General features: G+C 61.9%; 12 protein-coding genes. 5 read left to right on the forward strand and 7 right to left on the reverse strand.

Features of this window, described 5'->3' with window-relative positions:
- Window positions 1–51: 51 nt before the first annotated feature.
- From QGN32_RS06475 to QGN32_RS06495, 5 genes are all read right to left on the reverse strand, one after another.
- Window positions 52–1,128, reverse strand: a complete 1,077-nt coding sequence (locus QGN32_RS06475; protein WP_326547800.1) for a M35 family metallo-endopeptidase — start codon at window positions 1,126–1,128, stop codon at window positions 52–54.
- A 362-nt stretch (window positions 1,129–1,490) separates the two neighbouring features.
- Complete coding sequence (locus tag QGN32_RS06480; protein ID WP_326547801.1) at window positions 1,491–2,381, reverse strand: SDR family NAD(P)-dependent oxidoreductase; 891 nt, start codon at window positions 2,379–2,381, stop codon at window positions 1,491–1,493.
- Window positions 2,382–2,566: 185 nt separating this feature from the next.
- Complete coding sequence (gene nagA, locus QGN32_RS06485) at window positions 2,567–3,709, reverse strand: N-acetylglucosamine-6-phosphate deacetylase (RefSeq protein ID WP_326547802.1); 1,143 nt, start codon at window positions 3,707–3,709, stop codon at window positions 2,567–2,569.
- Complete coding sequence (locus QGN32_RS06490) at window positions 3,706–5,106, reverse strand: sugar porter family MFS transporter (protein ID WP_442791827.1); 1,401 nt, start codon at window positions 5,104–5,106, stop codon at window positions 3,706–3,708. Before QGN32_RS06490 ends, nagA begins: the two co-directional genes overlap by 4 nt.
- A gap of 294 nt (window positions 5,107–5,400) precedes the next feature.
- Entirely contained in the window at window positions 5,401–6,030 is a 630-nt protein-coding gene (locus tag QGN32_RS06495; RefSeq protein ID WP_326547804.1) for a hypothetical protein, read from the reverse strand.
- 328 nt (window positions 6,031–6,358) lie between these two features.
- Here QGN32_RS06495 and QGN32_RS06500 point away from each other — a divergent pair, with 328 nt between their 5' ends.
- Together QGN32_RS06500 and QGN32_RS06505 are read left to right on the forward strand one after the other, a co-directional pair.
- Window positions 6,359–8,008, forward strand: coding sequence for a recombinase family protein (locus tag QGN32_RS06500; RefSeq protein WP_326547805.1), 1,650 nt, complete (start codon window positions 6,359–6,361; stop codon window positions 8,006–8,008).
- Between the two features lie 96 nt (window positions 8,009–8,104).
- A complete protein-coding gene (locus QGN32_RS06505) occupies window positions 8,105–9,652 on the forward strand; it encodes a bifunctional DNA primase/polymerase (RefSeq protein ID WP_326547806.1) in 1,548 nt (515 codons plus the stop codon).
- A 1-nt stretch (window position 9,653) separates the two neighbouring features.
- On the opposite strand, the gene QGN32_RS06510 is transcribed toward QGN32_RS06505, so the two are convergent.
- A complete protein-coding gene (locus QGN32_RS06510; protein WP_326547807.1) occupies window positions 9,654–10,202 on the reverse strand; it encodes a recombinase family protein in 549 nt (182 codons plus the stop codon).
- A gap of 261 nt (window positions 10,203–10,463) precedes the next feature.
- Here QGN32_RS06510 and QGN32_RS06515 point away from each other — a divergent pair, with 261 nt between their 5' ends.
- Window positions 10,464–10,871 (forward strand): protein NO VEIN domain-containing protein, encoded by a 408-nt coding sequence (locus QGN32_RS06515; RefSeq protein ID WP_326547808.1) that lies wholly within the window; start codon window positions 10,464–10,466, stop codon window positions 10,869–10,871.
- 257 nt (window positions 10,872–11,128) lie between these two features.
- On the opposite strand, the gene QGN32_RS06520 is transcribed toward QGN32_RS06515, so the two are convergent.
- Complete coding sequence (locus QGN32_RS06520; protein WP_326547809.1) at window positions 11,129–11,467, reverse strand: DUF7161 family protein; 339 nt, start codon at window positions 11,465–11,467, stop codon at window positions 11,129–11,131.
- Between the two features lie 625 nt (window positions 11,468–12,092).
- On the opposite strand from QGN32_RS06520, the gene QGN32_RS06525 reads away from it, so the two are divergent.
- The gene (locus QGN32_RS06525) at window positions 12,093–12,383 is read left to right on the forward strand and encodes a DUF6290 family protein (RefSeq protein ID WP_326547810.1); all 291 of its coding nucleotides are present in this window, start codon (window positions 12,093–12,095) and stop codon (window positions 12,381–12,383) included.
- 144 nt (window positions 12,384–12,527) lie between these two features.
- On the forward strand, window positions 12,528–12,968 hold the full coding sequence (locus QGN32_RS06530; protein WP_326547811.1) for a hypothetical protein: 441 nt from the start codon (window positions 12,528–12,530) through the stop codon (window positions 12,966–12,968).
- The last annotated feature ends 6 nt before the right edge of the window (window positions 12,969–12,974 follow it).

Raw genomic sequence — 12,974 nt, forward strand, 5'->3', positions numbered from 1 at the left:
TCTCCCGCACCTATCACATTTGCCGTCCCGTGTGGGTGTCGACAGACCCGGTTAAATCGATTCGGAAAAGTACTCGTAATTCTCAGCGCAGAAGACCGCTTGCCCCGGCTGACTTATTGCTAACGCGTGAGCTGCGGCTACGCCGTACGTGTCGTAATCGCCGGTGCCCCCGCGGGCATGGGTCCACTCATGGGTGAGGATGCTGCGCTTGCTGCTGTGTTTCCCGAACAATGCAGCGTCGCGGTACCCCTGGCAACAGAAGATCGTCCAGGAGTTTTTATGGGTGTAAGCGTTATATTTGCTGCTGTTCGCCGTGAGGTCGTAGGTGGGGAACGGAAAAGTCGCGTCAGGTAAGTGGCGGAGAAGGTCGTAGGTGTTCTTGACCACGCTGGAGCGGTTTTCACCTCCCCAAGGCACCAATTTCCCATCTTTCCCGAACCACTCTCGGTAGATCGGGTTGGCGCCAATGCTTGTCGAAGTCAGCGCGAAATATGCATTCGTCGCCCGTTCTATCACACCCCAGTGGGCGGTCAAAGTATCGGTGCGCTGCTGCTTTGTGCCGCCAATGATCACCGGGATCATCGGGAATGAACCGGTACGGACGGCCAGGCCACCCGCACGCTCCAGTTCGGCAAGCCGGGCCAATTGTCCGGCAGTCGCTTTCGGCGCGCCACCGGGCTCGACAACGAACATGACCTTGGTCTCGTCAAGAGGATGCGACCGATACTCACTGCGGCTTTGGACGTTCGGCTCTGGCTCTTCGGTCACGGTGTAGGCGTCAGCCAACGAAGTGGTCAACGTCGCGGCGTACTCGCCCGGCAAATCGATGGGGTAGAGGCGTGAAATGTCGACGTCGGCTGAGCGAGATGCGCCGGGTTCAAGCGTGATGTAGTCGTCCTCGGCGGGATCGCCGCGCATTACCAGCCGTCCGTCGTACTCGAGCTCGACGTCGTCTTGAGTAACTGTCAGGAAGTCGAGCGGGTCACCGTCGAGCGGCGTGTTCCATGTCAGTATTCGACAGGTTTCGCTCCCAACATTGCGGATCTCGAACTTCACCATGATCGGTTCGCCGAGCCGGTAGCAGTCCGCCGCCGCAGTGAGCGTGCATTCGAACGTTTGATTCTGCATCTCTACTGCTCTCCTTCAAGGACATTGATTCTCGCTGTGCGGCGTCGTTGACTGCCCTACCGGAAGCTCAACACATGAGCTTCGCCGTGTCGTGAGTAGGCCACTACTTCATTCTCGAGGTGGCCTATGGCTCACTACTTACCCGACTTACCCGACGTGAAGAATCGATCTGATTCCGTTGAAGACACGTCTTCACGTTGGCTGGACAGCAAAATTGCTGAGGAAGTTCTTGAGGTAAGCCGGCGGTCCGCAGGTGATCCGGCCATGGGCCGTTGTGCTGCCGGGTCCTCCGGAACCGCACTGCCCGACGTTGCCCGTGGAGAACTGCACGGCACGCGTTGTCATTTCGGTTCCGTCCGCACTCACATGAGGTCGGTGATCGTCTTCAGCCCGGCTTCGTAGAGAACACCCGGAAGCATGCCGCCGTCGATTTCGATCGTGGTGCCATTGATGAAATCAGCTGCGCCAGAGGCTAGGAAGACGCAAGTGCGTCCTACTTCGGCAGGCTCTCCACCGCGGCGCATCGGTATCTTCTTGAAGTATTCGGTGCCGTTGGGGTCGTCCTGCGGCAGGACGAAGGCGCGGAAGTTGTCGGTGATGGTGGGCCCCAGGGCGACACAGTTGACGCGGACGCGTGGCCCCCACTCCTCGGCCAGCGACCGAGTGAGGTGGTTCAACCCGGACTTGGCCGCTCCGTAGGACACCAGGGTGGGTGAGCCGGCGGGGTGCCCGGCCCCGCTGGAGACGTTGATGATGCAGCCGGTGCCGTCCTGCGTTTTCATCTGCCGGTAGGCGCGGATCGCGAACCACATCGGGCTGATCAAGTTCATCTGGACCGCGAAAGCATGAAAAAGCACTGTCCGCTCGAAATCGTCATCGCTGCGCGGCGTTCCCTGCAGTCGCTGGACGAGTTCGGGGATGTCCTCCACGTGAGGCGCAGGAACCGTCCCGCCGGCATTGTTGACCAGAATGTCGACGCGACCGAATCGGTCCGCCACTTCCTGCACCATGGTGTCGATTGCGCGGTAATCGCCTTGGTCACAGACCGTTTGGACAGACCGCGAAACCCAATCGGAATTGTCGTTTACGCCCGGTATGCCGTCCATCGGCTTGCGTGAGCAGCCGACGACGGTTGCTCCGGCCCGCAGCAGCTCATGCGCGATACCCACGCCGACACCGCGACTGGTTCCGGTGACGATCGCGATCTTGCCGTCGAGCTCAGCCGTACCGGCTGTGTTCGCCGATTCGGCCACGCAGAAAGATTACACAGTTCATCGTTTTGATGTCCAAAAGGACTCATGGCGAAGACCGCGGCGACGCCATCCCCCGGGCGGCACCCACCGGGTTGCGGTTTGGGCGACACACGTCATGCGATTGCCACGGCAACGGGAAAGCCCTCATGCCCACGACCAGACGTCGTGCTCGAATCCAGGCGCTGCTAGCAGTGACGCAGCCACGAACCGTTGCGCATCACCTGCTGGATGCGTAAATCCTTTTCCATCACAACACAATTGGCATCCATACCGATGCGTAGGCTGCCGACATGGTCGAGCTTCAACGCGCGGGCCGGGGTGGTCGCCGTCATTTGTGCCGCCTTGGCCAGCGCCTCATCCGAGCCGCCGAGTTGGCCGACCACTGTCCGGAAAAGCTGATCCATGGTCGCCGTGCTGCCAGCGATCGTCGACATCCCGCGCACGCGCGCGACGCGCTCGGTGACCTCCACCTCGACTGCGCCGATCCGAAATGAGCCGTCCGGCAATCCGGCTGCCGCCATCGCGTCGGTGATCAGCGCGACGCGATCGGGACCGACCGACTCGATGACGTGCCGCACGAGCGCGGGGTGGAGGTGCACGCCGTCGGCAATGAGCTCCACCGTGATCCGCGGGTCTTCCAGCAGCGCCAACGCCGGACCGGGGTCGCGATGGTGCAGCGGCCGCATCCCGTTGAACACATGGGTGCCGACGGTCGCGCCCGATTCGATCGCACGCTGCGCGTCGTTGTAGCTGGCATCTGTATGGCCGACGGCGACGACCACATCCGCGTCCGAAATGCGTGCGATGGCGGCCAGACTGCCCGGCAGTTCGGGTGCCAGCGTGACCATCCGGATAGTGCCGTCCGCGGCGGTGAGCAGAGCGTCGACCTCCGCGGGGTCGGGGTCCCGCATCAGCGTTGCGTCGTGTGCACCGCAGCGCACCGCACTCAGCCAGGGGCCTTCCAGATGCACGCCGGCGACCGTTTTCTGCCGAGTCATCTCGGCGAGCACGCGCACTTGGCGCAAGAGGTTCTCAGGTGATGCGGTGACCAGGCTGGCCACCGTCGTGGTGGTGCCGTGGCGCAGGTGGAACTCGGCTGCCCGTTCGATCTGTGAGCTGAGGCCGTCGGTGTAGGACGCACCGCCGCCTCCGTGCACGTGCATATCGACGAACCCGGGCACCACTACGTGATCCGCGAAGTCATGGTCGGGTGGTCGCGGTGCCGGGCCGGGCCCGCAGTCGATGATTCGACCGGCAGAGGTAGCCAACCAGCCCGGCTTGCAGACCCGGTCCTCCAGGACGATGGTCCCCGTGGCGATGAGCGTCACGGCTTTGATGCGCTGGGGTCCTCGGCCGTGATTCTGGCTTCAGCAGGCCAGCGGCCACCGCTCTCCCAGAAATGCCGGATCTCTTCGAGCTGACGGCCTTTGGTTTCCGGCGCGAATCGATAGACGAATACGAGCGCGGCCAGCGCGAAGGCGCCGAACACCGCGAACGTCCCCGCACCGCCGAGCGAATTGAGCATGGTCAGGAAGAAGGCGGCGACGATGGCGTTGGCCACCAGATCGGAGGTGAGCATCGCACTCGAGCCCATCGACCGGAGCCGGGTCGGGAAGCTCTCCCCGGCGTAAACCCAGACCAACGCGCCGAAGCCGAAGGTGAACCCGATCGTGAACAGCAGCACGCCGAGGAACCCGATCGTGGTGAGCGCACCGCCGAACTCGGTGCCGGCAACGAAGACGCCGATCAGCATGGCATTGGCGGCGATCATCATCGCGATGCCGCCCAGCAGGATCGGCCGTCGACCTAGTCGGTCGACCAGCATCAGTGAGACGAACACCGCCGCCAGGGCCGCGACCTGGATCAGCGCCGGAAGTATCAGCAGCGCGAAGTCGCCTTCGAAGCCCATGGCCTCGAACAGTCGGGGGCTGTAGTAGACGATCGCGTTGATGCCGGTGATCTGGATGAAGAAACCGAGCACCACCACGAAAACCGTGGCGCGAAGGTAGGGCCGCCGGAGCATCTCGCGCACCGCGCCGCCGGTCTCCTCCTTGAGCGCGCGGCTGATTTCGGCGAGTTCGACCTCGACGTCGGCGGTTGGCTCGACCCGGCGCAGCGTTTGACGCGCCTCCTCCACCCGGCCCTTGAGCATGTACCACCGCGCGGTGTCCGGCAACCACAGCAGTATCAACGTGACCAGCACTGCCGGTATCGCGGCCAGGCCGAGCATCCACCGCCAGCTGCCCGAGCCGGCCAGAAAGTACGCGGCCAGGTAGCCGATGATGATGCCGACGACCGTGGCCACCTGATAGGCGACCAACAGCGAGCCGCGGACCTTCGCCGGTGCTGATTCGGCGACGAACACCGGCACGACCACCACCGACACACCGATGGTGAGGCCCAGCAGAAAGCGCGACACCAGCAGCATGGGCACCGACACCGACAACGCGCTGAGAAGCGCGAAGGCCGCGTAGGTGACGGCTACGAGAACCATCGACTTCTTGCGTCCGATGGCGTTGGCGAGCACCCCGCCGCCGACCGCCCCGGCGATCTGGCCGATGACTATCGCTGTGGTCACCAATTCCTGCTGCCGGGTGGTCAACCCGAACTCGTCGGTGATGAACAGAAGCGCACCGGCGATGTTGGAGAGGTCGTAGCCGTAGATGACGCCGACACTGGCCGCGGCGATGGCCACCAGCTGTCCCAGGCGAGGGGACCGACGGATAGCGGTGTTGCCCACGTTGATCCTCTCGCCGGTGAAGAAAAAAGTTTAGGGAAATGGCCGGAGTGGCACCGACAGGCGCGCCGCGACACTCGGGGTGTAGCTCAGCCGTCAGGCGCTCTCTGCTGCAATCCCGTCAATCCCACGGGTTTCCGCCCGATCTGCTGTCTTGGTACCACCCAGAACCTTCGTATGGCGGCGGTTGCGTCAGGAGACACCTCGCGTCCGTCGAGTCAAACCTGCCCCGGCCCCTCCGAAGGGTCGGTTATGCGGGTGAGGAGTCCGATGACGACGCTGTTAACCGGCTGGGGTATTGCCGCACATGTCCACGGGCAGCGGGTTGATGAAAGCATTCACCGCGTTGCATGCGCCAACAGCCGCTTGCTCCTGGTTGTACGGGTTCGGCGCAACCGCGCCAACACCAGCGTTTACCGCCGCGCAAACAGCCTGCGGGGCTGCCTGAATCTGGCTGAGGCCGGGTATTTTCACCCCCGGCATCCGCGCGGACCCATCTGCGATGGCCCCTGCTATCTCTCCGGGCGAGTTGATTGAGTGGTACATCCCTTCGCAGTCCATGCCGGGAGGACCCTCGACGGGGGCAGGGACTGGCGGCATTGGTTGCTCTTGCGGTAGCGGAGGCAGCGGCGGCGCAGCTATCCCTTGACAAGCGAGTGTCATCTCGCTCGAATCTCGTGCGATCTGATTGTCATTGGCCATCACATCGGGGTTCCCGGTGGCGCGGTACTCCTGCTGGTGACTCCCGACTTGCTGGGAAGAGGCAACAATGGCCTGCATGAAGGCATCTCGACCCGCTTGAGTATTCATGTCGAAGGGACACGCAGGATTCGCCACCGCAAGCGGGCTGTAGGCGACATAAGCAACGACTAGAGCGGCAACGCCCACAATCGTTGCGGAAAGTCTCTTCATCAACGGTCCTCCCAAGGGACGATCAGCAGCACGCGGGCGTCTTATCCAGCGAAGTCCCGGACAAAGCTAACAGTTCGAGGGGGCGCTTCATGCGTTTTGCTCCACGCAACGTCGGCAAGTTGCGGCTCGCCCTGATGCACCTCGTCTTCAATGGGCGGGTCGCAGTCCCCAGAAACGAGGAAGACCCCCACTGGCGGGCGGGGGTCTTGCTCGTGACTTCGATCAGTGCGCGTGGCCGTGGTGATGACCGTGGCCGTGGCCATGGCCGTCATCCTGCGGCTCCTCGGGCTTGTCGACGACAGCCGTCTCGGTGGTCTAGATTTAAGCCATGGCTGAAGTGGTCAAACGGGCACTCATCGTTACTCGACTCTCGCGAGTCACCGACACTACAACCTCCCCCGAACGCCAGCTTGCGGTCTGTCGGGAGCTGATCGCGAAGCGCGGCTACGACGAGATCGGCGTTGCCGAAGATCTAGACGTGTCCGGTGCGGTCGATCCGTTCGACCGCAAGAAGAGGCCCCAACTGTCGAGCTGGCTCCATGAACACACCGATGAGTTCGACGTGCTGATCTCGTACCGAGTTGACAGGTTCACCCGGTCGCTGCGCCACCTGCAAGAGCTTGTGTATTGGTGTGACGACCACGGGAAGACGCTCGTGTCGGCTACAGAGCAGCACTTCGACACGACTACACCGTTCGCTGGTGTCGTCATCGCGCTGATGGGCACGGTCGCGCAGATGGAGCTGGAGGCCATCTCGGAGCGCAATGCCTCGACTGCCCGCCACAACATCAGGGCGGGCAGGTACCGGGGATCACAACCACCATGGGGATACCGACCCGAAAAGATCGATGGGACTTGGCGTTTGGTCCAGGATGCCGAACAGGTCCAGGTGATTCACGAGGTCGCGCGTCGCGTGGTCGACGGAGAGCCGCTACAGCGGATCGCCCACGACTTGACCCGTCGGGGCGTTCCCACCCCGAAAGATCACACCTTGAAACGGCAAGGCAGGCCGACGAAGGGAACGGCGTGGAGCGTGACTCCGCTGAAACGGTCACTACTCAGTGAGGCGATGCTCGGACGAGTAACCGACGCCCACGGCAAGTCGATCCGTGGTGATGACGGCTCCCCGATCGTCCGTGCTGAGCCGATCTTGACCCGCGAGGTATTCGAGCGGCTACGGGTGGAACTGGACAGCAGGTCCAAGCGCGGTGAGCCGACCGAACGCTCGTCGTCGCTGCTGCTGCGTGTGCTTCACTGCGGGATCTGTGGGAAGCCCGCCTACAAGTTCAACGGCGGCAGCCATAGCCAGTTCCCCCGGTATAGATGCAAGTCGATGACTCAAGCCGTCAAATGCGGCAATAGAACCACCCGCGCAGATGAACTCGATCTGCTTGTAGAGGGCGCGATACTCGGATTGCTCGGTGAGTCCGAACGCCTTGAGCGGGTATGGGATTCCGGTTCTGACAACTCAGCAGAGCTGGAAGAAATCAACGCCGAACTGGTGGAGGTAACCAGCTTTATCGGTACCCCGGCCTTTCGAGCCGGAACACCGCAGTACGACGCTCTAATGGCCCGGATCGAAGGACTCGTAGCTCGCCAGGAGAAACTATCCGCCGATGAAGTAACGCCTGCTGGCTGGACCTGGAGGCCGACCGGCGAGAGATTCGGCGACTGGTGGGAGCGCCAGGACGTGACCGCGAGGAATGTCTGGCTCCGAACGATGAACGTGAGAGCCGAGTTCGGCCGTCAGGGAATCAATGTAGACCTCGGAGACCTCGGCACACTCACGCAGCAGTTGAACGCCAGCGGACCAGCGGCTCAATGGCAGGAAGTTTTCGAAGCCATGGGGAGGAACGGCGTAGCGGGTATGGAGTTGAGCGGCGACGGCGTGGTGCTGGTCAGCCCTGATGGGCAGAGGTCACAAACTTTCGATCTAGCGTCAGATGTCCCGATCGCCGAACAGGTCAGCGGTGAATAGTTCCGGTTCTTCGTGCGAACCGTCGTGCGGCTCGCTCGTACGCCGAGCTGGCCCCTCCGGCGCAGTCAGTGCGAATACTGGTTGGGTGAACGCTTTATGCCCGCGATGAAATACTTGCGGTTCTACTTGGACCGAGGTTGTGTCGTTGTTCCCGGCTACGGGAAGACCAAAAACACCCGCAAAGGGTGCGGCGGTTGGACGGTCGAAGCCACTCGCCGGAATGTCTCAATGCTGATGCGTAACGCCAAAGTGATCAACGGTTCTGGCCGGTTGCTGATCGTGGACGTTGATCCGAAGAACGGCGGGTCCGTGGACGCTTTGCGGAGACGGTTCCCGGACCTGCCCGAAACCAGGACCGTTCGCACATCGACACCGCATCCCGCTGGGTTCGGCACGCATCTGTTGTTTACGATTCCAAGCGACGTTCGCCTGAGCGGACGACGGCTTTGCCCGGGCATTGACATACCGCATTCGGTACTGCTCCCCGGCAGCGTCGTCACAGGCGCTGACGGGGTGGATCGTAAGTACGAACTGACCAACGACCTTGAGCCGGCACCGGCTCCCCTGGGCCTCCTGGCCGCTGTTGACAAAGGAGAGATCGTCGGCCTAGCCACCGAAGCATCGACCGGAGACGCGGACGACCGTGACGAAGGTCGGGACGACGATGATGTGGTTGCGAGGCTTGTGGAGCGTTTCGGCGACGCTCCCGGTGGCAGCCGTAACGATGTATTCACTGAGGTTGCTCCAATCGTGATCCGGTTGAAGGGAGCTGAGGGTGCCGACATGCTCATGGCGGCCTACCTCGGCGAGGATGAGAGTTGGATCCAGAGCGCGGTCAAGAGCGCGTTGGAGAAGTACGGCGATTCTGCTGCGCCTGGCTCACTGATCAGGAGATCCAAGTACGTCGGGGAAGCTCTGCTGACGGCGTGGCAGTCTGGCCGGTTCGGGACCTGGAGGGGCCGGACCGGCAGCACGGACCGGAAGGTGTTTCTCGCAGTAGTGCAGCGGTGCAGGGATGGCCAGACCATGACGACAGTGGCCAGCGTGCGAACGCTGGCGCTCCTGACAGGTTTAGAGCCGAAGACGGTATCCGCCGCCCTGGAGCGGCTGGTGAAGTCTGGCCGGTTGTGTGCCGTTGGGACTGCCGAAGACGGGAGCCAGGAGTACGCCCCAGTGGTGGGGGAAATGACCACAGTTGTTAGTAAGGAGATGACTCCCCCCAGGGAGTCATCAGTAGACCCCCTTCATGTTGTTTGGACGGGTGACGGCTTAAAGGGCCGTCACTCTCAAGTGTTCGATTTGGTGAGCGTTGGCGTCCGCCGTGCGAGTGAGATCGCAAAGGCGGGCGGGATGAGTCTCGATGCAGCGCGTGAGGCGCTGGCGGTCCTCGTCGATACCGGATTGTTGGAACGTGAGGACAGGGGCTACAGCCTGCCGTCTGAGATCGAAGGCGTAGCGGACCGGCTGGCGGTCAGCCGGGGAGCGGTGGCGAGGAAGGCCCGCCTCGCTGGGCGGATAGAGGAAGAACGGTCCCGGCCACGAGGAGACGCACCGCCGGATGAGGGACCGGCGATCTACGAAGACGACGAACGTCGGCGACGAGAGGAAGAAGACGAACTGATGAGGCAGTTGGGAATCCTGTAGCTCACCCGGCGTAGTTGTAGACGGTTTGCCTGCTGACTCCGTAGTCCCGAGCCAGAGCCGTAACCGACTCGCCACCCGCCAACCGCTCACGCAGTTGAGCGGCCTGGGCACTTGTCAGGGCCGCCTTACGGCCTGTGTACTTCCCCGCAGCCTTGGCAAGGGCGATCCCCTCGCGTTGACGTTCAAGAATCATCGACCGTTCGAACTCTGCGACGGCACCGAGCATCGACAGGAGCAGAGTGTTCATGGCCGAGTCCTCGCCCGTGAAGGCGAGAGACTCCTTGACGAACTCAACGCGGACACCCTTGCCGGTCAGTTCTCGGACGATCCGGCGCAGGTCTTCAAGGTTGCGTGCCAGGCGGTCCATGCTGTGGACGACGAGGGTGTCCCCCTCGCGGACGTACTCCAATGCCCGTGCCAGTTCTGGGCGTTTGGTGTCCTTGCCACTGGCCTTATCGGTGAACACCTTGTCCAGTCGCACGCCGTCGAGCTGGCGTGCCGTGTTCTGATCGACCGTGCTGACTCGCTGATACCCGACGCGATGTCCCATGGTTCCAACTCCCTTGTCCGACCGTCTGTCTATCTGGACTCTAGATCCCAATAGACAGGCTGTCAAATAACGGATTGCGGACTCTAGTTTGACGCTGTGGGCGCCAGGGGCGGCTGTCCAGCACGGGTGTACCCCAGATGGACAAACGTCCGTCAGCGTGGCTGCTAGGGCGCGTTACGGGCCTCTGTTCAGGAAACTACGCAACGATTCATGATCGGCTTCTGCACGTTGGTGTTCGTGCTCATGCACCAGGATTGTCTGATGACTCCACTCACAAGTAACAAGGCGGTAGAGAACGCGGCGATCGCATGGGTGATCAAACTTGAGCGCGCCAAGGGGCGCGATCCCAGGGACACCCGATTCAAGGGCGCTCCAGCTGACATCGAGTCACCGCCGCGTGTCATCGAGGTAAAGGCGTTCGGCACAAGCAATCGTGGTTATGACTTGCTGATGGAGGTGACGCAGGTAGAGGAGGCCCGACGCAACCCCGACTTTTACTTGTACGTCGTGGAGAACGTCCGCCAGGGCGACCCGGGCAAGTTCACGTTGAGGGTTCTTGGCGGTCAGCGGCTGCAGCGGTTGCTGGAACGGGCTAAGGAGTACCGGGGCTACTCCGTCCCCTGGCCGGTCGCCGACTACGACGCCGGCCCGCTCGGTCTCGATGGGTGAGTGCTCGGGATGGGAGGCAGTGACGGTTGCCACGCTGACGGCCACAGGGGTACGTCACGAGTTGTGGCGCGCCTGGTGAGGCGCTGCGTGGGCGGCTGGATGAGGCTCTGTTTCTTGTTGGCGGCGCTCGTTCTTGTACTACCTCTACCCAGGCGGTTGCACTCCCTGCGGACCCGGCGGTAATCCGCCCGGCCGATTCCGTACGGGTCTTGAAACATCAGCCGTCCAAGACGTACCTGCAGGGCAGTCGGACGATCCTAACGGACCTTGAGAAACGCCTTTAATCGCTCAAGGCCAGCGGGGGGACCGTCAGGTCCGCTGGCCCCTCGCATGCGCGGACGATCACTGGGCACCAGTGCCAGTTGGTCATAGACCACCAGCGCCACTCTTGTCGCGTCTCCGACGGGATGGACCCGCAAGGTGTGATGCGGGTTTGGGGTGTCATCCACGACGACAACAAGCTCCGTGCCGGGCGGCAGATCGGCTGGCCAGTCGATCTCGTCAGTAGGCTCATCGACAAGAACTTGGGCAAGCTGACCGCGCAGGCCGGTCTGGTCGTAGCCAATCGGGGCCAACACTTGTTGACTCTTACTCATGCCCAACACCTCTTCATCTGGTGTGTTCGCATTGTCTCGCTTCAGATACCCAATGTCTTGCTCTACACACTCATTGTTACCAAAAGCGAACCGACAACGCACGGGGACGAACGTCACAAGTTAGGAGAGGCCCCTGACGGCCGAGGGGCAAGTATGTCGGACTCACTCGTCTTCGCATTCTGGCTGCTGTACAGACTGAGGCAGTGACTTGATGAACTCCTCGATGCACACAGTTGCTGCGGCATCGAACGCCGCGCAGACGCCGGGATCCTCAAGTGCCAACAGGTAAACATGCCGGTAGTACCAATCTAGGTCGATAGTGTGGCTCCCGCCTACCTGTCCTCCGGGGACCGCAAAAGCAGGACCGACCGGGCGAGGGTCAGCTACACGTAGAAGAATCGGTTTATCAACGGGCTTGCTCTCGTTGCCCTCTGTGGGTTCCGCACCGGTCATCTTCAAGCTCCCTGGTGGGTCTCGCAGTGACGACTTAGCCGCAGGTTGGCCATACTGGTTTGATTATAGCGCTTCGCGTGTGCTTAGGTGCTAAGGTTCAAATCACTCATCAGCTACACTAGTTTATAGCACCGCCAGTGCGATAAACCGTCAATGTCAGAGGAGAACCAGCATGTCACGGTACGCGCAGCAGTCGCCGCATCTCGATGACCCCAAAGAAGGAGTTGCTGAGACGCCAACGAAAAACACCACGACCTTTAGTCTGCGACTTCAGCCGAAAGACTATGAGGTGCTGAGCAGCATCGCGAAGCTCAGGAATACATCAATCGCTGAACTCGCCCGGCAGTTCATCCTTGACGGCATCCGTGCATCTCTGGACCCCCTGGAGATCAATCGGATGATCGAGGCTGAGAAGCAGCGCCTACTCCAGGCCGCTGAGGAGATGCGGACGGCGGCCGTCTAGCGCCAGGATGGGCATACGGAAAGGGGCGGGTACATCCCGCCCCTTTCTTCTGTCTCGAGATAGGGAACCGCAGAACCTTGAGTGCTCAGATTCCGCGAACCTGCGGTACTATCGGTTCAGCACACCTCGTGACAGGAGGCGGAGATGTCGAGTCACTCGCTCATCGATCCGGAGTTCCATCCCGTAACCACCTTGATGTTGCCGGACTACCCGGCCGCGTCCTGCTCATCGAAGGACACGCGGATTATCTACGTGCACGGCGAACGGCGGATGAAAACCCTACACGCCGAGATGGTTGCCGCCGGCATCAGTTTGGAGGATCAGGCTCGGCGGATGGCTTCGTTGCGTACCGCACTGCGCCTCTGGACCAGGACGCTGATGAGCGATGTGGAGGCTGCCCGAATCCTCCAGGAACACGAGAGGAATCCGACCTTCGAGGAACTGCTCGCCAAGCATGAAGAACGGGGACGGGTGGGTGCGGTCGCCTACGAGGCGATAATCGTGAGTTGTACCAAGAGTCGGCCAAGTGTCGATGGAGCCTTCGAGATCGATCCCGACGACCCTCCTCCTCTTCCACCGGTTTAACTGCCA

This window comes from Mycolicibacterium sp. ND9-15 (assembly GCF_035918395.1).
Lineage (GTDB): Bacteria > Actinomycetota > Actinomycetes > Mycobacteriales > Mycobacteriaceae > Mycobacterium.